General features: G+C 54.2%; 22 protein-coding genes and 1 other annotated feature. Of the genes, 9 read left to right on the forward strand and 13 right to left on the reverse strand.

All coding sequences use genetic code 11. From position 1 onward, the window contains the following. Positions 1-231 precede the first annotated feature (231 nt). The 3 genes from clpB to rluD all read right to left on the reverse strand — a co-directional run bounded on the left by clpB (position 232) and on the right by rluD (position 4643). A complete protein-coding gene (clpB, locus tag AC4IC4_RS17460) occupies positions 232-2805 on the reverse strand; it encodes an ATP-dependent chaperone ClpB (RefSeq protein ID WP_491471591.1) in 2574 nt (857 codons plus the stop codon). A 129-nt stretch (positions 2806-2934) separates the two neighbouring features. Further along, on the reverse strand, positions 2935-3666 hold the full coding sequence (gene yfiH, locus AC4IC4_RS17465; RefSeq protein WP_491471592.1) for a purine nucleoside phosphorylase YfiH: 732 nt from the start codon (positions 3664-3666) through the stop codon (positions 2935-2937). Continuing rightward, entirely contained in the window at positions 3663-4643 is a 981-nt protein-coding gene (rluD, locus tag AC4IC4_RS17470) for a 23S rRNA pseudouridine(1911/1915/1917) synthase RluD (protein ID WP_023308866.1), read from the reverse strand. Before rluD ends, yfiH begins: the two co-directional genes overlap by 4 nt. Positions 4644-4774: 131 nt before the next feature. Here rluD and bamD point away from each other — a divergent pair, with 131 nt between their 5' ends. From bamD to pheA, 4 genes are all read left to right on the forward strand, one after another. Continuing rightward, entirely contained in the window at positions 4775-5512 is a 738-nt protein-coding gene (bamD, locus tag AC4IC4_RS17475) for an outer membrane protein assembly factor BamD (RefSeq protein WP_023308867.1), read from the forward strand. A gap of 268 nt (positions 5513-5780) precedes the next feature. Then, complete coding sequence (gene raiA, locus AC4IC4_RS17480) at positions 5781-6122, forward strand: ribosome-associated translation inhibitor RaiA (protein ID WP_003863162.1); 342 nt, start codon at positions 5781-5783, stop codon at positions 6120-6122. Between the two features lie 110 nt (positions 6123-6232). Further along, positions 6233-6358: a sequence feature (Phe leader region), on the forward strand. Further along, positions 6234-6281 carry a pheA operon leader peptide PheL gene (gene pheL / locus AC4IC4_RS17485; RefSeq protein ID WP_100249759.1) on the forward strand — a complete coding sequence of 16 codons (48 nt, stop codon included), beginning with the start codon at positions 6234-6236 and terminating at the stop codon, positions 6279-6281. It overlaps the preceding feature by 48 nt. A 30-nt stretch (positions 6359-6388) precedes the next feature. Next, positions 6389-7549 (forward strand): bifunctional chorismate mutase/prephenate dehydratase, encoded by a 1161-nt coding sequence (gene pheA / locus AC4IC4_RS17490; protein ID WP_032646893.1) that lies wholly within the window; start codon positions 6389-6391, stop codon positions 7547-7549. Here pheA and AC4IC4_RS17495 read toward each other — a convergent pair. The 3 genes from AC4IC4_RS17495 to aroF are packed head-to-tail and all read right to left on the reverse strand — an operon-like array spanning position 7546 to position 10681. Further along, positions 7546-8418 carry an SMP-30/gluconolactonase/LRE family protein gene (locus tag AC4IC4_RS17495; RefSeq protein WP_491471593.1) on the reverse strand — a complete coding sequence of 291 codons (873 nt, stop codon included), beginning with the start codon at positions 8416-8418 and terminating at the stop codon, positions 7546-7548. The genes pheA and AC4IC4_RS17495 overlap by 4 nt on opposite strands. A 60-nt stretch (positions 8419-8478) precedes the next feature. Further along, positions 8479-9600 (reverse strand): bifunctional chorismate mutase/prephenate dehydrogenase, encoded by a 1122-nt coding sequence (gene tyrA, locus AC4IC4_RS17500; RefSeq protein WP_024908344.1) that lies wholly within the window; start codon positions 9598-9600, stop codon positions 8479-8481. Between the two features lie 10 nt (positions 9601-9610). Then, positions 9611-10681, reverse strand: a complete 1071-nt coding sequence (aroF, locus tag AC4IC4_RS17505; RefSeq protein ID WP_491471594.1) for a 3-deoxy-7-phosphoheptulonate synthase AroF — start codon at positions 10679-10681, stop codon at positions 9611-9613. 214 nt (positions 10682-10895) lie between these two features. Here aroF and AC4IC4_RS17510 point away from each other — a divergent pair, with 214 nt between their 5' ends. The 4 genes from AC4IC4_RS17510 (at position 10896) to AC4IC4_RS17525 (ending at position 13671) form a co-directional block, all read left to right on the forward strand. Next, complete coding sequence (locus tag AC4IC4_RS17510) at positions 10896-11270, forward strand: DUF2799 domain-containing protein (RefSeq protein ID WP_491471595.1); 375 nt, start codon at positions 10896-10898, stop codon at positions 11268-11270. A 138-nt stretch (positions 11271-11408) separates the two neighbouring features. Beyond that, positions 11409-11960, forward strand: coding sequence for a regulatory sequestration protein YfiR (gene yfiR, locus AC4IC4_RS17515; protein ID WP_193745674.1), 552 nt, complete (start codon positions 11409-11411; stop codon positions 11958-11960). Next, complete coding sequence (gene dgcN, locus AC4IC4_RS17520; protein ID WP_491471596.1) at positions 11953-13173, forward strand: diguanylate cyclase DgcN/YfiN; 1221 nt, start codon at positions 11953-11955, stop codon at positions 13171-13173. Before yfiR ends, dgcN begins: the two co-directional genes overlap by 8 nt. A 12-nt stretch (positions 13174-13185) precedes the next feature. Beyond that, positions 13186-13671, forward strand: coding sequence for an OmpA family protein (locus AC4IC4_RS17525; RefSeq protein ID WP_491471597.1), 486 nt, complete (start codon positions 13186-13188; stop codon positions 13669-13671). 2 nt (positions 13672-13673) lie between these two features. Here the strand turns inward: AC4IC4_RS17525 and AC4IC4_RS17530 are convergent, their stop codons facing one another. From AC4IC4_RS17530 to ffh, 7 genes are all read right to left on the reverse strand, one after another. Then, a complete protein-coding gene (locus tag AC4IC4_RS17530) occupies positions 13674-15044 on the reverse strand; it encodes a PepSY-associated TM helix domain-containing protein (protein WP_491471598.1) in 1371 nt (456 codons plus the stop codon). Positions 15045-15083: 39 nt separating this feature from the next. Beyond that, positions 15084-15488, reverse strand: a complete 405-nt coding sequence (locus tag AC4IC4_RS17535; protein ID WP_024908337.1) for a DUF2946 domain-containing protein — start codon at positions 15486-15488, stop codon at positions 15084-15086. A 132-nt stretch (positions 15489-15620) separates the two neighbouring features. Further along, positions 15621-15968: a 50S ribosomal protein L19 gene (gene rplS / locus AC4IC4_RS17540; RefSeq protein ID WP_002914145.1), complete on the reverse strand. Its 348-nt coding sequence runs from the start codon at positions 15966-15968 to the stop codon at positions 15621-15623. A 43-nt stretch (positions 15969-16011) separates the two neighbouring features. Continuing rightward, positions 16012-16779, reverse strand: a complete 768-nt coding sequence (gene trmD, locus AC4IC4_RS17545) for a tRNA (guanosine(37)-N1)-methyltransferase TrmD (protein WP_014832949.1) — start codon at positions 16777-16779, stop codon at positions 16012-16014. A gap of 31 nt (positions 16780-16810) precedes the next feature. Further along, positions 16811-17350 (reverse strand): ribosome maturation factor RimM, encoded by a 540-nt coding sequence (gene rimM, locus AC4IC4_RS17550; protein ID WP_032645319.1) that lies wholly within the window; start codon positions 17348-17350, stop codon positions 16811-16813. A 15-nt stretch (positions 17351-17365) separates the two neighbouring features. Beyond that, positions 17366-17614 carry a 30S ribosomal protein S16 gene (gene rpsP / locus AC4IC4_RS17555; RefSeq protein ID WP_003863133.1) on the reverse strand — a complete coding sequence of 83 codons (249 nt, stop codon included), beginning with the start codon at positions 17612-17614 and terminating at the stop codon, positions 17366-17368. Between the two features lie 116 nt (positions 17615-17730). Further along, on the reverse strand, positions 17731-19092 hold the full coding sequence (gene ffh, locus AC4IC4_RS17560; RefSeq protein ID WP_014884878.1) for a signal recognition particle protein: 1362 nt from the start codon (positions 19090-19092) through the stop codon (positions 17731-17733). 166 nt (positions 19093-19258) lie between these two features. On the opposite strand from ffh, the gene AC4IC4_RS17565 reads away from it, so the two are divergent. Beyond that, a complete protein-coding gene (locus tag AC4IC4_RS17565) occupies positions 19259-20050 on the forward strand; it encodes a cytochrome C assembly family protein (protein ID WP_032623031.1) in 792 nt (263 codons plus the stop codon). Positions 20051-20061: the final 11 nt, after the last annotated feature.

Here is a 20061-nt window from a genome sequence, read left to right on the forward strand (position 1 = left end):
TTCAGAGTCAAGCGTTTATTTTCGCTATTCTCTGCTGACCCGGCGGCGTGTGTGCCGTTGTTCCCTGTCAGTGGAGGCGCATTATAGGGAGTAATTCCGAACCTGCAAGGATAAAGTGAAATTTATTTACTGACTGCTCACTTTCCAGGCAAAACCGACTCCAGACCTCAATTTTCGCCTGGTTTTTAAACAAAAACGAGCCGCAAGCGGCTCGTTTTTGCGTTTTGTGACTTACTGCACTGCCACAATGCGATCGTCGTTGGCTTCCAGACGGATAACTTTGCCTGGAATCAACTCTCCGGAAAGGATCTGCTGCGCCAGCGGGTTTTCGATCTGCTGCTGGATAGCGCGTTTCAATGGACGCGCACCGTAAACCGGATCGTAACCATTCTCGCTCAGCAGCTTCAGCGCCTCGTCGGAGATGTGAATTTCATACCCACGCTCTTCCAGACGTTTGTACAGACGCTGCAGCTGGATCTGCGCAATCGACGCAATGTGTTTCTCACCCAGAGGATGGAATACCACCACTTCATCAATACGGTTGATGAACTCCGGACGGAAGTTATGGCTCACCACACCGAGCACCAAATCCTTCATATGGCTGTAGTCCAGTTCACCGAAACGTTCCTGAATCAAATCAGAACCCAGGTTCGAGGTCATAATGACAACCGTATTACGGAAGTCGACCGTTCTCCCCTGCCCGTCGGTCAGACGCCCATCATCCAGCACCTGCAACAGGATGTTGAACACATCCGGGTGTGCTTTTTCCACTTCATCCAGCAGGATGACGGAATAAGGACGACGGCGAACCGCTTCCGTCAGGTAACCGCCTTCTTCATAACCGACATATCCCGGAGGCGCACCGACCAGACGCGAGACGGAGTGTTTCTCCATAAACTCGGACATGTCGATACGCACCATCGCATCGTCGCTGTCGAACATAAAGTTAGCCAGCGCTTTACACAGCTCGGTTTTACCGACACCGGTCGGCCCCAGGAACAGGAACGAACCGATAGGACGATTAGGATCGGAAAGCCCCGCACGGCTACGGCGAATAGCGTTCGATACCGCCTCAACCGCTTCGTTTTGACCAATCACACGATTGTGGAGATCGTTCTCCATGCGCAGCAGTTTTTCACGCTCGCCTTCCAGCATGCGCGCCACCGGAATACCGGTCCAGCGAGCAAGCACTTCCGCGATTTCTGCATCCGTCACCTTATTACGTAACAGACGCATCGTTTTTCCTTCTGACTGCGTCGCTATCTCAAGCTGTTTTTCCAGCTCAGGAATTTTGCCGTACTGCAGTTCAGACATCCGCGCCAAATCGCCGACACGGCGAGCCTGCTCAATGGCAATTTTTGCCTGTTCGAGTTCAGCTTTGATGGTCTGCGTACCGGAAAGGGATGCTTTCTCGGCTTTCCACTCTTCTTCCAGCTCAGAATACTGGCGCTCTTTATCGTCCAGTTCTTCATTGAGCATATCGAGGCGTTTCTTACTGGCTTCATCAGACTCTTTCTTCAGCGCCTGCTGTTCCAGCTTGAGCTGAATGATGCGTCGGTCAAGCCGGTCCAGCTCTTCCGGTTTCGAGTCAATCTGCATACGAATGCTTGAAGCCGCTTCATCAATCAGGTCGATCGCTTTATCCGGCAGTTGACGGTCAGCGATATAACGATGCGAAAGCGTCGCCGCCGCAACGATGGCCGGGTCAGTGATCTGCACGTGGTGGTGCAGTTCATAGCGCTCTTTCAGACCACGCAGGATCGCGATGGTATCTTCAACGCTTGGTTCAGCAACAAACACTTTCTGGAAACGACGCTCAAGAGCAGCATCTTTCTCAATGTACTGACGATACTCGTCCAGCGTAGTGGCACCGACGCAGTGAAGCTCACCGCGCGCCAGCGCAGGTTTCAGCATATTCCCGGCATCCATCGCGCCGTCTGCTTTACCCGCGCCGACCATGGTGTGCAGTTCATCGATAAACAGAATGACGTTGCCTTCCTGCTTCGCCAGGTCGTTAAGCACGCCTTTCAGGCGCTCTTCGAACTCGCCGCGGTATTTCGCACCGGCCACCAGCGCGCCCATGTCCAGCGCCAGCACGCGGCGGCCCTTCAGGCCTTCCGGCACTTCACCGTTGACGATACGCTGCGCCAGCCCTTCAACAATGGCGGTTTTACCGACACCCGGTTCACCAATCAGCACCGGGTTGTTCTTGGTACGACGTTGCAGTACCTGAATCGTACGGCGAATTTCTTCATCACGGCCGATAACCGGGTCAAGTTTGCCCTGTTCAGCACGCTCGGTCAGATCGACCGTAAATTTCTTCAAAGCCTGACGTTGGTCTTCGGCTCCCTGATCGTTCACGCTTTCACCTCCGCGTATTTTCTCAATCGCCTGAGTCACATTGGCGGTGGTCGCACCGGCAGATTTCAGCAGGTCGGTCAAGGTACCGCGTGATTCAAGCGCCGCCAGAACAAACAGCTCTGACGAAATAAAGTTGTCCCCACGTTTTTGCGCCAGCTTGTCGCAAAGGTTCAGCACGCGTACCAGATCCTGCGACGGCTGAACGTCGCCGCCGGTCCCTTCGACCTGCGGCAAACGGCTCAGTGCCTGATCGATAGCGGTGCGTAACTGGCCAGCATTAATGCCAGCGGACGTTAATAAAGGACGTACCGATCCCCCTTCCTGATTCAGCAAGGCGCTCATTAAATGAAGAGGTTCGATAAATTGGTTGTCGTGCCCCAGTGCGAGGGACTGGGCATCGGCGAGAGCAAGCTGGAATTTATTAGTAAGACGATCCAGACGCATAACTCCTCCCATAACAGGTCAAATTTGCTACTGGAGATTAAATGAGGTCATCCCTCAATTATTCAAGGTTAATGACCTGAATTATGTGAAAAGAAAACGGCACGTACCGGATCGTCTTGATTCTTTAGGTTATATCAGCCAAATAAAACTTGCCATACGACCAGTGGTCTTGTCGCGGCGATAAGAGAAAAAATCACCCTTTTCGGTGAATGTGCAGCGATCGCCGCCGGAGATCTGCGTTACGCCCACGTTATTCAAACGCTGACGCGCAAGCTGGTAAATATCGGCCAGATATTTATCTCCAGAAGGCAGGAAGGCGTCCACCGCTTGCGGATCTTTATCCATAAAGGCTTCGCGGACCTCTGGACCCACTTCAAAAGCGCGAGGACCAATGGCCGGGCCAAGCCAGGCCATAATATTGGCGGGCTCATCCTTAAAGCAGGCTACGGTTTCTTCCAGCACGCCTTCACACAGTCCACGCCAGCCCGCGTGTGCTGCAGCCACCTCGGTGCCTGCACGGTTGCAGAACAGCACTGGCAGACAATCGGCGGTCATTACGGCACAAACGGTTCCCGGAGTATTGCTGTAAGAGGCATCAGCGCGTTTAGAAGCATAGGGTTCTCCCGTCAACTTCAGCACCGCCTTGCCGTGAACCTGTTCCAGCCAGACCGGCTTCGACGGCAAGTTCCCCGCAGCAAACAGACGCCTGCGGTTCTCTTCCACGTGTTCCAGGTTGTCACCACAGTGCGCACCGAGATTCAACGACTCCCACGCGCCCTGGCTAACACCGCCAGTGCGGGTTGAACTGCAGGCAGCCACGCCAGCAGGCAATGGCCACTCCGGGACAATCAGTTTGGTCATAACCAGTCCACTTGATCCTTATGTTCTTCGAAATCAGCACGCATGGCGTCAATAAGATCCACCATATCCTGAGGGATAGGCGCATGCCACTCCATCTGAATGCCGGTGATAGGATGGTAAAGACGCAACATGGTCGCGTGCAGCGCCTGACGATCGAATTTACGCAATACGCTGATGAACTCATCCGATGCACCTTTAGGCGGACGCGGACGGCCACCGTAGACCTGATCACCCACCAGCGGATGGGTAATGTGGGCCATATGCACACGGATCTGGTGAGTACGCCCGGTTTCCAGACGCAGACGCAGGCGCGTATGAATACGGAAGTGTTCCATAATGCGATAGTGCGTCACCGCCGGTTTACCCATTGGATGCACCGACATATGGGTACGCTTGGTTGGGTGACGGCTGATAGGCTCTTCTACCGTCCCGCCAGAGGTCATATGCCCAATGGCTACTGCCTCATACTCACGGGTGATTTCGCGTAGCTGCAGCGACTCCACCAGACGGGTCTGAGCAGGAACGGTCTTCGCCACCACCATCAAACCCGTGGTGTCTTTATCCAGACGGTGCACGATGCCCGCGCGCGGGACATCCGCGATCGGCGGATAGTAATGGAGAAGTGCGTTGAGTACCGTACCGTCAGGGTTCCCCGCGCCCGGATGAACAACCAGGTCGCGTGGCTTGTTGATCACCAGAATGTCATCATCTTCATAGACGATGTCCAGTGGGATATCCTGCGGCTCGAAGCGGATTTCCTCTTCGATTTCAGCATTGATGGCGACAGCTTCCCCACCTAACACTTTCTCTTTTGGTTTGTCCCAGATCTTGCCGTTTACCAGCACGCGCTGGTCAAGGATCCATTCTTTTATGCGTGAACGCGAATAATCAGGGAACAATTCGGCCAAAGCCTGATCTAAGCGTTGACCGAGCTGATTTTCGGAGACTGTTGCGGTGAGTTCTACTCGTTGTGCCATAAACTGCTTCTTCGTTTAACGTTGGGTTTTACGGCTTTGCCGTTTAATATAGTGTGCTATTGTAGCTGGTCTTAATCGGGAGCAGGAACAGAGTTTCTCCCGGACAAACATTTGAGGAAAGTCAAAACGTCATGACGCGCATGAAATATCTGGTGGCAGCGGCCACGTTGAGCCTGGCTTTGGTGGGCTGCTCCGGTTCAAATGAACAGGTCCCTGACAATCCGCCGAATGAAATCTATGCGACTGCACAACAAAAGTTGCAGGACGGTAACTGGAAACAGGCGATAACGCAACTGGAAGCGTTGGATAATCGCTATCCATTTGGTCCGTATTCGCAGCAGGTACAGTTAGATCTCATCTACGCATACTATAAAAATGCCGATCTGCCGCTGGCTCAGGCAACCATCGATCGTTTCATGCGTCTGAACCCGACTCATCCTAACATCGACTACGTGATGTACATGCGCGGTCTTACCAACATGGCGCTGGACGACAGTGCGCTGCAGGGCTTCTTCGGCGTGGATCGTTCCGACCGTGACCCACAGCATGCGCGTGATGCCTTCAATGACTTCTCCAAACTGGTGCGCGGCTATCCGAACAGTCAGTACGTGACCGACGCCACCAAGCGTCTGGTGTTCCTGAAAGATCGTCTGGCGAAATATGAATACTCCGTAGCGGAATACTATACCCGCCGTGGCGCATGGGTTGCCGTGGTTAACCGCGTAGAAGGTATGCTGCGAGATTATCCGGATACTCAGGCAACGCGCGACGGCCTGAAGCTGATGGAAAATGCTTACCGTCAGATGCAGATGACCGCTCAGGCTGAAAAAGTGGCGAAAATCATCGCCGCGAACAGCAGCAACACCTGATTTTGCCTCAATGCAAAACGGCAGCCCGAAGGCTGCCGTTTTTTTATTCGTTTCTGAGCGTCGCTGAAGCGCGTTAGCCTCAACACATCCTGTCAACTATGGCCCCAATTTATGCCTTCTACAAGGTAAATCTCACCTCTTCCTGCCCTGCCTCACAAAAAAGATTCCCTGACAAAAACCGACAAAATAACGTGATCTAAATCACACATTTTGACATTAGGTCGGGTATGCTGGAATCACCAAGACGGAAAGACAAGAGGTAAAATTTATGACAATGAACATTACCAGTAAACAAATGGAAATTACTCCGGCAATTCGCCAGCACGTCGCAGACCGTCTCGCCAAACTGGATAAATGGCAAACACATTTGATTAATCCACATATCATCCTGTCCAAGGAGCCGCAGGGTTTCATCGCTGACGCAACTATCAATACTCCAAACGGCCATCTGGTCGCCAGCGCAAAACACGAGGATATGTACACCGCTATTAACGATTTGATCAACAAGCTGGAACGGCAGCTCAATAAAGTGCAACACAAAGGTGAAGCCCGTCGCGCCGCAACATCGGTGAAAGACGCCAGCTTCGCGGAAGAAGTTGAAGAAGAGTAATCCTTTAAATTGAGTGTACCGCCAACGCGCCTTCGGGCGCGTTTTTTGTTTTTTATTGACAGGGTGAAAACAGTACGGGTACTTTAACGGTATCACTCACAGGATGACTTTATGAAACTTACGCCGTTCTTCTTCGCATTCTTTTTTACCTTCCCCTGACCGGGAGGCGTTTCGTCGTGTGATAAAGAATGCGAAGACGAACAACAAGGCCTCCCACACCGGGGGGCCTTTTTTATTGATAACGATAAAATGAGACAGGCAACACTATGACACCGGAAAACCCGTTACTGGATCTGCGCGTAAAAATCAGCGCGCTGGATGAGAAACTGCTGGCGCTGCTGGCCGAACGCCGTACTCTTGCCGTTGAAGTGGGCAAAGCCAAACTGGACTCCCATCGCCCGGTTCGTGATATCGACCGCGAGCGGGATCTGCTGGAGCGTCTGATCCAGCTCGGTAAAGCGCATCACCTCGATGCCCACTACATTACCCGGTTGTTCCAGCTCATCATCGAAGACTCCGTTCTGACCCAGCAAGCGCTACTCCAGCAGCATCTCAATAAAACCAATCCGCACTCTGCGCGTATCGCCTTCCTCGGGCCGAAGGGCTCTTATTCTCACCTGGCCGCACGTCAGTATGCCGCACGCCATTTCGAAGAGTTTATCGAGAGCGGCTGTGCGAAGTTTGCCGACATTTTTAACCAGGTCGAAACCGGCCAGGCGGATTACGCCGTGGTGCCGATTGAAAACACCAGCTCCGGCGCCATCAACGACGTCTACGACTTGCTGCAGCACACCAGCCTGTCGCTGGTCGGCGAGCTGACGATCCCTATCGATCACTGCGTGCTGGTCTCCGGCTCAACGGACCTGAACACGATCGAAACGGTCTACAGCCACCCGCAGCCGTTCCAGCAGTGCAGCCAGTTCCTGAACCGCTATCCGAACTGGAAAATTGAGTACACCGAGAGCACCTCGGCGGCGATGGAAAAAGTGGCGCAGGCGAACTCCCCCACCGTCGCGGCGCTCGGCAGCGAAGCGGGCGGCGCGCTATATGGTTTACAGGTGCTGGAACGCAACCTGGCGAACCAGACGCAAAACATTACCCGCTTCGTGGTGCTGGCCCGCAAGGCAATCAATGTGTCTGACCAGGTACCGGCCAAAACCACGCTGCTGATGGCCACCGGCCAGCAGGCCGGTGCGCTGGTTGAAGCCCTGCTGGTGCTGCGTAATCACAACCTGATCATGACGAAGCTGGAATCACGTCCGATCCACGGTAACCCGTGGGAAGAGATGTTCTACCTCGATATCCAGGCCAACCTGGAATCTGCGTCCATGCAGAAAGCCCTGCGCGAACTGGGCGAGATCACGCGTTCCATGAAAGTGCTGGGCTGCTATCCGAGCGAAAACGTCGTCCCGGTCGATCCGAGCTAACGTTCGATAAAGCGGCTTTTCTTCATCCCTGCCACACTCACCGGCAGGGTGAAGATGGCGCCGGAGAGCGGATACTTCGCCACCTCTACTGCATCCATATTTTCCCGCGTGGTGGTAATAAACAGCGTTTTCATGTCATCGCCGCCAAAGCAGACCATCGTCGGGCAACGTACCGGCATGCGGTATTCTTCCAGTTGCTCCCCTTGCGGTGAAAAACGCGCAATGCGCCAGCCGTCAAATAGCGCGCTCCAGTAGCAGCCTTCCACGTCTATCGCCGCGCCGTCCGGAATCCCTTCGCCCTCTTTAAACTGACGAAACACCTCACGCCTGCCGGGTTCGCCCTGCTCATCAAGCGGGGTACGGTAGATCACACCGTTTGGCGTGTCTGAGGTAAACATCCACTGCTTATCCGGGCTAAACGCTAAACCATTGTGACCGTGAATATCGCACTGGATCACCTTCGGCGTCAGGTCGTTGTCGATGCGCATCAGCAGGGCGCCGTTGTAATCTCCCGGTCCCCAGAACGTGCCCGCATAGAACCGGCCCTGATGGTCGGTGCCCCCATCGTTAAAACGCGCCAGCTGCGGGTTAGAGGGGTTATCGCACACCTTGCGCTGCAGAAGGCCATGCTTATCGGCAAGCCAGATGCCATTGCGCATGGCGACGATAAACCCGCCGCGCTCGCGCAGCGCGAAACAGCCCACCTCCTCGTGAAAAGAAAGCACGGTGTGTTCCGCCGTTGGCAGATGGTAGCGGTGGATCTCCCCTTCCAGAATATCGGCCCAGTAGAGCGCGTGCTCGTCGGCGCTCCACGTCGGGCATTCAGGCAAATGCCCGGTGTAATTCAACAGCAGCTGCGGTTCGGCCATGACAGTTCCCCAAAATGAAAAAAGCCAGCGATGCTGGCTTTCAGTATATACATCATCGCATTACTGGCGACTGTCATTTGCCTGGCGCAACAGCGTCCGGCTTTCACTCTGGAAACGCTGCGCGTAATCGCCAAACCAGTGCTCGACCTTGCGGAAGCTGTCGATAAACGCCTGCTTGTCTCCGTGCTCCAGCAGCGTAATGGCTTCCCCAAAGCGCTGATAGTAGCGCTTGATCAGCGCCAGGTTGTTCTCGGAGGACATAATAATGTCCGCGTACAGCTGCGGATCCTGCGCGAACAGGCGGCCGACCATCGCCAGCTCCAGACGATAGATCGGTGAGGAGAGTGCCAGCAGCTGTTCAAGCTGCACGTTCTCTTCCGCCAGATGCAGGCCGTAGGCAAACGTCGCAAAGTGGCGCAGCGCCTGAATGAACGCCATGTTCTGATCGTGCTCGACCGCGCTGATGCGGTGCAGTCGCGCCCCCCATACCTGAATCTGCTCCAGGAACCACTGATAGGCTTCCGGCTGACGACCGTCGCAGTAAACCACCACCTGCTTAGCCAGGCTGCCGCTGTCCGGGCCAAACATTGGGTGCAGGCCCAGCACCGGGCCGGTATGTGCAGCCAACATGGCCTGCAGCGGACCATTTTTGACAGAGGCCAGATCCACCAGGATGCAATCTTTCGGCAAAGGAGGCAGCTTTTCGATGATCTGCTCCGTCACGTGGATCGGCACGCTGACGATAACCATCCCGGCATCTTTCATGAGTTCCGGTGCCTGCGCCCAGTCCTCTTTTTCCAGAATGCGCACCTGATAGCCAGACAGCGTCAGCATTTTTTCAAACAGACGCCCCATCTGCCCTGCCCCGCCGACAATCACCACCGGACGCAGGGACGGGCAGAGAGTTTTAAAGCCCTTGTCGTTTTCGCTGGAATAGGACTCCCGCATCACGCGGCGCAGAACATCTTCAATCAGGTCCGGCGAAACGCCCAGCGCCTGGGCCTCTTTACGACGGGAGGCCAGCATTGAGGCTTCGCGCTCCGGGACGTAAATCGGCAGGCCGTATTTGCTTTTCACCTCACCCACTTCGGCAACCAGCGCCATGCGGCGCGCCAGCAGGTCCAGCAGCGCCTTATCCACTTCATCAATTTGATCGCGCAGTGCGGTCAATTCAGCAACCATAACTAACCTCTTAAGCCAGACGCGTCGCCAGCTGGCCGTTCAAATCTTTGTGGATCTCACGCAGCAGCGCATCGGTGGTCTCCCAGCTGATGCAGGCATCCGTCACGGAGACGCCGTGCTTCATGGCACTGCGCGGTTGTTCAGATGACTGATTGCCTTCATGGATATTGCTCTCAATCATCAGACCGATAATCGAACGGTTACCATCTTTGATCTGTGCGACCACAGATTCCGCAACCGCTGGCTGGCGACGGTAATCTTTATTCGAATTACCATGACTGCAATCTACCATCAGTGCCGGGCGCAGTCCCGCCTGCTCCATCTCTTTTTCACACTGCGCCACGTCCGCCGGACTGTAGTTCGGGGCTTTCCCGCCGCGCAGGATCACGTGACCGTCCGGGTTGCCCTGCGTTTGCAGGAGGCATACCTGTCCCGCCTGGTTAATACCGACGAAACGGTGCGGCATGGCGGCAGCGCGCATGGCGTTGATCGCCGTCGCCAGGCTGCCATCGGTACCGTTTTTAAAACCAACCGGCATCGACAGGCCCGACGCCATCTCGCGGTGGGTTTGCGATTCCGTGGTACGCGCACCAATCGCGGACCAGCTGAACAGATCGCCAAGGTATTGCGGGCTGTTCGGATCCAGCGCTTCGGTTGCCAGCGGCAGCCCCATGCTGACCAGCTCCACCAGCAGGCGACGCGCAATCTTCAGGCCTGCTTCCACATCAAACGAGCCATCCATGTGCGGATCGTTAATCAACCCTTTCCAGCCGACGGTAGTACGTGGCTTCTCAAAATAGACGCGCATCACCAGATAGAGGCTATCGCTGACCTCCTCCGCTAATGTTTTAAATCGACGAGCGTACTCAATGGCGGTTTCAGGATCGTGAATGGAGCAAGGACCACACACCACCAGCAGGCGCGGATCGCGGCCGGCGATGATATTTGAAATGGTCTGACGCGAGTGCTCAATCTGAGCCTCCTGCGCGACGCTCAGCGGAAATTCCGCTTTCAGTTGATCCGGAGTAATTAAAACCTGTTCGTCAGTGATATGTACGTTGTTCAGCGCGTCTTTTTGCATGATGGCGATCCTGTGAAGCTCGTTTGCGATAGTTGTTTTCCTCGATGAGGTGAGACCACGATACCATAAAAAGTAAACATTTCAATCCAAAATACGTACACATTAGTTTACAGAAGCCAATTTATTGCAAAAATCAGCCGATAAAAACGTAAAGTTTAAATTACAGACATATTTTCTTCAGCCAGGCTATGCTGAAGAAAAAAGGAGAATGGCTATGCGTTCAATTGCTCTTACGCTGTTGTCGCTGTTTTTAACGGGCTGCCAGATCAATCCTTACACCTTCCAGCCCGACTGGACCAGTCCATCCTGGTTTGATGCAGGTAAAGAAGACGCCATGAATGGCCTGCCGGTTAAAGATAACCAGACCCTGGCCGATAGTTTTAACGACACCCACGTTGATCGTAGCGAATATCTTCGCGGCTATGCCGATGGTCAGAAGAGAGTCTGCGAAGAAGGGTTTATTCACGCCTGGGGATTAGCGGGCAAATCTTTCCCTGCCAGCTGCGATACTGCCGAAAACGCGACAAAACTGCGTGCGTCATGGCAAAAAGGAATGGATGAAGGTATGCGTTCCAGCAGACTCAATTAAGTCTGTTTTTATCCACCGGAAAATACACAACAGTAGGATTTAGCTTAGGTTGGCCTGATGCTATTTCTGACATAATGACGGATCTGATAAACAATGGTATTCTGCCCGCAACTCTTAAGGACGTCTATTTCCGGAGCGATGTGGCGGATTCTGGTGAGAAATTCATTCTTGATCTCTTTTTTCCGACTCACTCTGGTGTTAATGCTGTTCCTTATGGTGGGCCCAACGACGGCAGGCGCACTTACGGAAACGGATAAATCGGTGCGCTCAATTGTCTCAGGCATTGTGAGCTATACGCGATGGCCGTCACTTACCGGGCAGCCTAAACTCTGCGTCTACGCCACTTCTCACTATACGCATGCCCTCAGCGGCGACGAAGGGCACAACGAGTTACCTTATACCCCCGTTATTGTACATAACGATCGGGAAGCCCTGGCCGCGACGTGCGATGCGATTTATTTCGGATCTGAATCACCGGCAAAACAACTTGAATTAATAAGTCAATATCAGGGCAGAGCGTTGCTATTAATCTCAGAGCAAAATCCGGAATGTGTAATTGGCAGTGCCTTTTGCCTGATGATCGATCGCGGCCAGGTACGGTTTTCCGTCAACCTGGATGCATTGACGCGCAGTGGCGTAAGAGTCAATCCGGATGTATTAATGCTGGCACGGAATAAGCAGCATGGATAAAGATTTCACTTTAACATCACGTCCGACGTTTAAAAGAACCTTGAGGCGAAACAGCATGATAAGCGTTATTATCACCATGACGTTAATATGGCTGTTGCTCTGTTTTGCCTCCGTCGTAACCTTAAAACAATACGCGCAAAAGAATCTCGAATTAACCGGCGCCACAATGAGCCACAGCCTGGAAGCCTCGCTGGTTTTCAACGACTCGCTGGCGGCCAGCGAAACGCTTGCCGCCCTGGGCAAACAGGGGCAGTTTGCCGTGGCCGAGGTGATTAACGCGCATAAAAAGCGGTTCGCCTACTGGTCCTGGAACCCGGAAGATAACAACGACACGCTGGGTGCACTGGTCAGCCGCTGGCTTTTCCCCGTACCGGTTGCGCAGCCCATCATGCATAACGGCTTAACGATCGGCGAAATCCGCCTTACCGCACGCGACAGTTTGATCAGCCATTTCATCTGGACGTCGTTTGCCGTACTGACCGGCTGCATTCTCTTTGCCGCCGTCGTCGCGCTCATCATAACCCAGTCTTTGCATCGTGGAATGGTCACGGCCCTGCAGAACATTACCGACGTCGTGCATGATGTACGCACGAACCGCAACTTCTCCCGTCGGGTGAAAGACGGCCGTATCGAAGAATTTCACCAGTTTGGCGAGGACTTCAACAGTCTTCTGGATGAAATGGAAGAGTGGCAGCTGAAGCTTCAGGCGAAGAACGCTCAGCTGTTGCGGACCGCCATGCACGACCCGCTTACCGGTCTTGCCAACCGCGCGGCTTTTCGTAACAGCATTGCGGCATTAATGAACGACCCTTCAGCCAGAACAAACTCGGCCCTGCTCTTCCTCGACGGTGATAATTTTAAGTTTATTAACGACACCTGGGGACACGCGGCAGGAGACTGTGTGCTGATCGAAGTCGCCAGCAGGATGATGGAGTTTGGCGACAAACGTCATCAGTCTTACCGTCTTGGCGGAGACGAATTTGCCATGGTGCTGTACGGCGTTCACTCTGAGCTTGAGGTTCAACACATTTGTGCTGCGCTTTCGCAGCAGTTTATCCGTCCGTTTGATCTTCATAACGGACAAAAAGCATCGATGTCACTCAGCATTGGCTTTGCTCTGGCGTGGGAAAATGCTTCCGTGGAAGCATTACTGGAGAGGGCTGACCGCAATATGTACCAGGTTAAAAACCAGCGTACGAAAACAATAAGTTAGAAAGGATACACTATGTTAAAACGTTACTTCGCGCCGTTAATACTGGCCTCACTGGTTCTGGCAGGCTGTCAGTCGCCGCCGGAAGGCAAATTCACTCCTGAGCAAATTGCGGCGATGAAGTCTTACGGTTTTAACGAACTGAACGGTGACTGGTCGCTTGGCATGTCGGACACCATCCTGTTTGATAAAAATGACGCGCGACTGCGTCCGGAAAGTGAAACGCAGATCCAGTCCATGGCCTCTCGCCTGGCCGAAACCGGCCTGAACCACGCGCGAATGGACGGTCACACGGATAACTACGGGGAAGAAAGCTACAACGAAGCGCTGTCGTTAAAACGCGCCAACGCCGTGGCCGACGCCTGGGCGAAGGGGGCAAATATCCCGCGCAGCAATCTCACCACGCGGGGATTAGGTCAAAAATACCCGGTTGCGAGCAACAGTACCCCGCAAGGGCGCGCTGAAAACCGCCGCGTCGCAGTGGTTATCAGCACGCCATAGGGTTATTTAGCGGATGATTCGGCGAGCGTCACCCTGGTTGCCGCTCGCCAGCGCAGCCAGTCCACCAGAACAAACAGCGCCAGACTCGCGCCCATGACCGGCAGGGCCAGCCCCAACAGTACGCTGGTTACCACCGTAACGCCTCTTCCCCATCCCGACAGCGCCAGCCAGCTCTGACAAAGCGTTTGTACCGGACTCACTGCCGATTGCGCCGGGCGACGCATCCACCACATCCGGTATCCCCAGATAATGAGCACGCACAGGGCAAGACCAAACGCCACGAGCAGCAGCTGATTCACCAGCCCAAATAAGATCCCCATATGGAAATCCACGCCCCAGCGGGTCAGTTTTGCCATTAGCGGGAAATCCTCGAATCGGGTTCTGTCCAGGATCTGCATCGAATGAGGATCAACCGCAACGGCATCGACCTGGGTCGGCCAGCTGCGATCGATTTCCGTCACGGTCCAGGCACGATCCATCGTTTTCGCCGGGCGGATCTCCAGCCTGTTGGCATCAATCCCCGCTTTACGCGCCGCGCTTAGCACTTTGTCAAACTGCGTCAAATCCATCGCCATTTCCGGCATCACCATTCCGCCGTGATGACCACGGTGTTCGGCATGTTCATCCACGATCTCATGTTGGCCGGATAGCGTCGTGTTCACCTGCGGGGTGAGCCAGTTCATCTCTGCCCGCAGCTTATCCACGTTCCCGCCAGCCCACTGGGACCAGGTCAGGCCGGTTGCGGAGAACAGCAGCATTCCACCCAGCAGAACCCAGCCCAGCGTCACGTGCACCCGACGCTGGTTCTGGAAGCGATTGTTGATCCGCCGTTTGGGTCGGGTATAAAACCACAGCGCAATACCGCCCAGCGCGGCAACCCACATCCACGAGGCCGCAAGCTCGCTGTAAAGGCGCCCAACGTCGCCCAACATCAGAGAGGTATGCAGGTAATCAATGGTCTGACGCAGGGGTAAAATCCCGCTGGTGCCGTATACCGTCAGATCTCCCAGCACCGCCAGGCTCACCGGATCGATAAAGATAGCCCGGTTCTCCGATGGCCCAAGTTTCGGGTCAGCGAACATCACGCGGGTGGTTTCGCCCTCAACCAGCCCCGGACGCACGGCGTGCAAACGTAAATCTGATCCAACGGTTTTTTCCGCCGCGGCGATTTGTTCTGCCAGAGGCTGCGGCTCGCCCGCGGAATCCGTGTGGAGCGCGTGCCGGTAGAGTGCGTTTTCCAGCTGCGGGGTCGCCACATATAGCGTCCCGGTCAGCGCGGCGAAGAAGATAAACGGGCCGACAAACATCCCGACGTAGAAATGGAGGCGACGCAGCAGGTTTCCCCATGCCGCGCGCGGAGTGCAGGTAGTCATACTTTTCCTTTTTAAGGCAAAAAGTTATCGATTTTGTTTTTAAAGGGAAAAAGCAGACTGTCGCGGCGGCGCGCGGGTATCAGGGTAAAGCCAGGGGAAGAAGTGCCAGTGGTTGACCGCCTGACGCGGCGGCTTAACGCGTAGCCTCTGCAGCACCACGCTGAGCAGGATGATGAGCGCCAGCATCACGCCAGGGACATGCGCTAACAGCACGCAGTAGCCGCACGCTTCAGCATGGTCGACAGGCATCGTGTGCGGCATATCGCCGTGATGCTCGTCCATCGACATCATGCTCATGTCATGATGCATGCCCGGCATGGCGCTCATGGGATCTTTCTGCAACGAGACGGAGATAAGCGGTGCTACCACGATCAGCAGGATCGCGAACAGCGCGGTCAATGCCGCTGCGCGTTTCCGGTCAGGCTGATGCAGTACGTTATCCACTTCCCCTCCATTCAAGAGGCAAGCATTGTAAATGATTTATGACGAAAGGGTTAACGCGAGAGGAGCGATGGGATAAAAAAAGGGCCAGCCTTTCGGCCAGCCCTTTCTAACAGGATGTCGCTTAAGCGAATCTTAGTTCAGACGCTCTTTAATACGAGCAGACTTACCAGTACGCTCACGCAGGTAGTACAGTTTAGCTTTACGTACAGCACCACGACGTTTAACAGCAATGCTGTCAACTACCGGAGAGTGAGTCTGGAAGACACGCTCAACGCCTTCGCCGTTGGAAATTTTACGAACAGTGAATGCAGAGTGCAGACCGCGGTTACGAATAGCGATAACCACGCCCTCGAATGCCTGCAGACGTTTTTTGGAACCTTCAACAACCCATACTTTCACTTCCACGGTGTCACCTGGACGGAAGGAAGGTACGTCCTGCTTCATCTGCTCTTGTTCAAGTTGCTTAATAATGTTGCTCATAATTTAATCTCTTATCCTGGGTAAACTGATATTCGGGAGCGTATTACGCATTCCCATCATGTTCATGCTGCTGGTGCGCGTGTTCAGTTTTGAACTCGGCCAGCAACTTTGCTTGCTCTTCAGTCAGAGCCAGGTTTTCCAGAAGTTCAGGTCTTCTAAGCCAGGTTCGGCCCAGCGACTGCTTCAAACGCCAGCGACGTATCTCGGCATGGTTTCCAGACAGTAACACTGCCGGTACTTCCATCCCTTCTAACACTTCAGGACGAGTATAGTGTGGACAGTCCAGCAACCCATCGGCAAAGGAATCTTCCGTTGCCGAAGCTTCATGGCCCAGAACCCCCGGAATGAACCGGGCGACGGAGTCAATCAGCGTCATTGCCGGTAACTCACCACCGCTGAGAACGTAATCGCCGATAGACCATTCTTCGTCAATCTCGGTTTGAATTACGCGCTCATCTATCCCTTCGTAGCGCCCACAGACCAGAATCAGCTTTTGATTCGTCGCCAGTTCGCTCACGCCCGCTTGATCAAGCTTGCGTCCCTGAGGTGACAGATAAATCACCTTTGCGCCTTCACCTGCCGCGGCTTTTGCTGTGTGAATGGCGTCCCGTAAGGGTTGCACCATCATTAGCATCCCCGGTCCGCCGCCGTAAGGACGATCGTCCACGGTACGGTGCCGGTCATGAGTAAAGTCACGAGGACTCCAGCTCTGGATGCTCAGCAGGCCATTCTTTACTGCCCGGCCAGTTACCCCGTAATCGGTAATCGCGCGGAACATTTCAGGAAACAGGCTAATTATGCCAATCCACATAGCGCCGTCTTTTACCGTTTATCCGGAGAATTTAAAAACCAGGATCCCAATCTACTTCAATGGTTTGAGTAGTGAGATCGACTTTCTTGATAACCTGTCCATCGAGGAACGGGACCAACCGCTCCTTGATGCCAAATGCATCTTTCAGGTTTGCCTTAATGACGAGAACGTCATTCGACCCGGTTTCCATCATATCGATGACTTTCCCCAGGCTGTAGCCTTCGGTAGTGACTACCTGGCAACCCATAAGGTCTTTCCAGTAGTAGTCGCCCTCTTCCAGCTGTGGCAACTGCGACGAATCCACGACAATTTCACAATTAGTCAGTGCATTCGCGGCATCACGATCGTCAACGCCTTTCAGCTTGATGATGATGTCCTGATTGTGGTGACGCCAGCTTTCCAGCTCGACCTCTTCCCACTTACCGCCTTTCTGGATAAACCAGGGCTGGTAATCAAAAATGCTATCAGCGTCTTCAGTGGAGGAAAACACTCTGAGCCAACCACGGATACCGTAGCAAGAACCCATTTTTCCCAATACGATCGGTTCAACAGGTACTTTATTGCTCATCATGACCACCGTGACAGATTAAGCTGCTTTGTTTGCTGCTTTGATCAGCGTAGCAACGCGATCGGAAACAGTAGCGCCCTGGCCAACCCAGTGAGCGATACGATCCAGATCCAGACGAGTTTCTTCTTCTGCGCCAGCGGCCAGTGGGTTGAAGAAACCAACGCGCTCGATGAAGCGACCGTTGCGTGCATTACGGCTGTCAGTCACAACAACCTGGTAGAACGGACGCTTTTTAGCGCCGTGACGTGCTAAACGAATAGTTACCATAACATCCTCTTGTGTGAATAAAACAACCGGGCCCCATCGAGGAACGGAGCCCGGGTGTCATATTAAAAGCCCGAAAATTTTACTCATTTTCGGGCAAAAAGCAATCTCAAAAGCGATTAACGCCCTGGAAAACCGGGAGGCATCATCCCTTTCATGCCGCGCATCATCTTCGCCATGCCGCCTTTCTTCATTTTCTTCATCATGCGCTGCATGTCGTCGAACTGTTTCAGAAGGCGGTTAACGTCCTGCACCTGCATGCCGCAACCGGCTGCGATACGGCGTTTACGGGAACCTTTGATGATATCCGGGTTAGCGCGTTCTTTGAGGGTCATCGAGTTGATGATCGCCTCCATACGCACCAGCACCTTGTCATCCATCTGCGCTTTCACGTTGTCAGGGATCTGGCCCATGCCCGGCAGTTTGCCCATCAGGCTGGCCATGCCGCCCATGTTTTTCATCTGACGCAGCTGTTCAAGGAAGTCGGTGAGATCGAAACCGTCACCTTTTTTCAGCTTGCTGGCCAGCTTCTCGGCCTGCGCGCGGTCAACCTTGCTCTCGATATCTTCGATCAGCGACAGTACGTCGCCCATGCCGAGAATACGGGAGGCAATACGGTCCGGGTGGAACGGCTCCAGCGCTTCGGTTTTCTCGCCCACGCCGAGGAATTTAATCGGCTTACCGGTGATGTGACGAATAGAGAGCGCCGCACCGCCGCGGGCGTCACCGTCCACTTTGGTCAGCACCACGCCGGTTAACGGCAGCGCTTCGTTAAACGCTTTCGCGGTATTCGCCGCATCCTGACCGGTCATGGCGTCGACAACGAACAGGGTCTCTACCGGGTTGATAGAGGCATGCACCTGCTTGATCTCGTCCATCATCGCTTCGTCGACGTGCAGACGACCGGCGGTATCCACCAGCAGCACGTCGTAGAATTTCAGCTTCGCTTCTTTCAGCGCGGCGTTAACGATGTCGACAGGCTTCTGCGCCACGTCGGACGGGAAGAAATCTACGCCGACCTGCTCGGCCAGGGTTTCCAGCTGTTTGATCGCCGCCGGGCGATAGACGTCCGCAGAGACCACCAGCACTTTCTTCTTGTGTTTTTCACGCAGGAACTTTCCCAGCTTACCGACGCTGGTGGTTTTACCCGCACCCTGCAGGCCCGCCATCAGCACCACGGCCGGTGGCTGAGCCGCCAGGTTAAGCACCTGGTTCTCTTCGCCCATCGCCGAAACCAGTTCATTACGAACGATTTTGACGAACTCCTGACCCGGGGTCAGACTCTTGTTAACTTCATGACCAACCGCCTTCTCTTTTACGCGGTTGATAAAATCACGAACAACCGGCAACGCGACGTCTGCTTCCAGCAGCGCCATGCGCACTTCGCGCAGCGTTTCCTTGATGTTCTCTTCAGTAAGGCGTCCGCGGCCGCTGATGTTGCGCAGCGTGCGCGACAAACGATCAGTTAAATTATCAAACATTGTCTCTCGCCTGAGTAGAAACGTTGGGCCGCCATGGGCGACACATACACAGAATTTTGCCGGAGTATAACATGAAGGCGCCTTTGTTGTTATGCAACGGTTGGAGCAGGCGTCACGTAACGTTATACTGCTTCTCTTTCTTATTAAGACAACTGTCGATGCCTATATGCCTGTTTTCGCACTGATCGCCCTTGTTGCCTACTCTGTCAGCCTCGCGCTGATTATTCCCGGACTGCTGCAAAAAAACAGCGGCTGGCGGCGCATGGCTATTCTCTCGGCGGTGATCGCACTGATTAGCCACGCCTTTGCGCTGGAATCACGCATCATTCCCGGCGACGGCAGCGTGCAAAACCTGAGCGTCCTCAACGTCGGCTCGCTGGTCAGCCTGATGATCTGTACGGTGATGACCATCGTCGCGTCTAAAAATCGCGGCTGGCTGCTGCTGCCGATTGTCTACACCTTCGCGCTGATCAATCTGGCCCTCGCCACCTTTATGCCTAATGAGTTTATTACGCATCTGGAGGCTACCCCGGGGATGCTGGTGCATATCGGCCTGTCGCTCTTTGCCTACGCGACGCTGATCATCGCCGCGCTTTACGCCATGCAGCTCGCCTGGATTGACTATCAGCTGAAAAACAAAAAGCTGGCGTTTAATCATGAGATGCCGCCGCTGATGGTCATTGAGCGCAAGATGTTCCACATCACCCAGGTGGGCGTGGTGCTGCTGACGCTGACGCTCTGCACGGGCCTGTTTTACATGAAGAACCTGTTCAGCGTGGAGAATATCGATAAAGCGGTGCTCTCCATCATCGCGTGGTTTGTCTATATTGTCCTGTTATGGGGCCATTATCATGAAGGCTGGCGCGGTCGTCGCGTGGTCTGGTTCAACGTCGCGGGTGCGGGCATTCTCACCCTTGCCTATTTTGGCAGCCGCTTCATACAGCAATTTGCTGGCTAAGAAACAAAGGA

It is taken from the genome of Enterobacter sp. Taxon_2 (assembly GCF_058355295.1).

Excerpts from the sequence above, each read along its gene's own strand:
- AC4IC4_RS17495 (WP_491471593.1), bottom strand. The coding sequence starts at position 8,418 with ATGGCCGAACCGCAGCTGCTGTTGAATTACACCGGGCATTTGCCTGAA.
- rluD (WP_023308866.1), bottom strand. The coding sequence starts at position 4,643 with ATGGCACAACGAGTAGAACTCACCGCAACAGTCTCCGAAAATCAGCTC.
- AC4IC4_RS17530 (WP_491471598.1), bottom strand. The coding sequence starts at position 15,044 with ATGACTACCTGCACTCCGCGCGCGGCATGGGGAAACCTGCTGCGTCGC.
- rimM (WP_032645319.1), bottom strand. The coding sequence starts at position 17,350 with ATGATGAGCAATAAAGTACCTGTTGAACCGATCGTATTGGGAAAAATG.
- rplS (WP_002914145.1), bottom strand. The coding sequence starts at position 15,968 with ATGAGCAACATTATTAAGCAACTTGAACAAGAGCAGATGAAGCAGGAC.
- AC4IC4_RS17510 (WP_491471595.1), top strand. The coding sequence starts at position 10,896 with ATGCGTTCAATTGCTCTTACGCTGTTGTCGCTGTTTTTAACGGGCTGC.
- bamD (WP_023308867.1), top strand. The coding sequence starts at position 4,775 with ATGACGCGCATGAAATATCTGGTGGCAGCGGCCACGTTGAGCCTGGCT.
- pheA (WP_032646893.1), top strand. The coding sequence starts at position 6,389 with ATGACACCGGAAAACCCGTTACTGGATCTGCGCGTAAAAATCAGCGCG.
- yfiH (WP_491471592.1), bottom strand. The coding sequence starts at position 3,666 with ATGACCAAACTGATTGTCCCGGAGTGGCCATTGCCTGCTGGCGTGGCT.
- dgcN (WP_491471596.1), top strand. The coding sequence starts at position 11,953 with ATGGATAAAGATTTCACTTTAACATCACGTCCGACGTTTAAAAGAACC.
- rpsP (WP_003863133.1), bottom strand. The coding sequence starts at position 17,614 with ATGGTAACTATTCGTTTAGCACGTCACGGCGCTAAAAAGCGTCCGTTC.
- AC4IC4_RS17525 (WP_491471597.1), top strand. The coding sequence starts at position 13,186 with ATGTTAAAACGTTACTTCGCGCCGTTAATACTGGCCTCACTGGTTCTG.
- AC4IC4_RS17565 (WP_032623031.1), top strand. The coding sequence starts at position 19,259 with ATGCCTGTTTTCGCACTGATCGCCCTTGTTGCCTACTCTGTCAGCCTC.
- yfiR (WP_193745674.1), top strand. The coding sequence starts at position 11,409 with ATGTGGCGGATTCTGGTGAGAAATTCATTCTTGATCTCTTTTTTCCGA.
- raiA (WP_003863162.1), top strand. The coding sequence starts at position 5,781 with ATGACAATGAACATTACCAGTAAACAAATGGAAATTACTCCGGCAATT.
- clpB (WP_491471591.1), bottom strand. The coding sequence starts at position 2,805 with ATGCGTCTGGATCGTCTTACTAATAAATTCCAGCTTGCTCTCGCCGAT.
- aroF (WP_491471594.1), bottom strand. The coding sequence starts at position 10,681 with ATGCAAAAAGACGCGCTGAACAACGTACATATCACTGACGAACAGGTT.
- tyrA (WP_024908344.1), bottom strand. The coding sequence starts at position 9,600 with ATGGTTGCTGAATTGACCGCACTGCGCGATCAAATTGATGAAGTGGAT.
- ffh (WP_014884878.1), bottom strand. The coding sequence starts at position 19,092 with ATGTTTGATAATTTAACTGATCGTTTGTCGCGCACGCTGCGCAACATC.
- trmD (WP_014832949.1), bottom strand. The coding sequence starts at position 16,779 with ATGTGGATTGGCATAATTAGCCTGTTTCCTGAAATGTTCCGCGCGATT.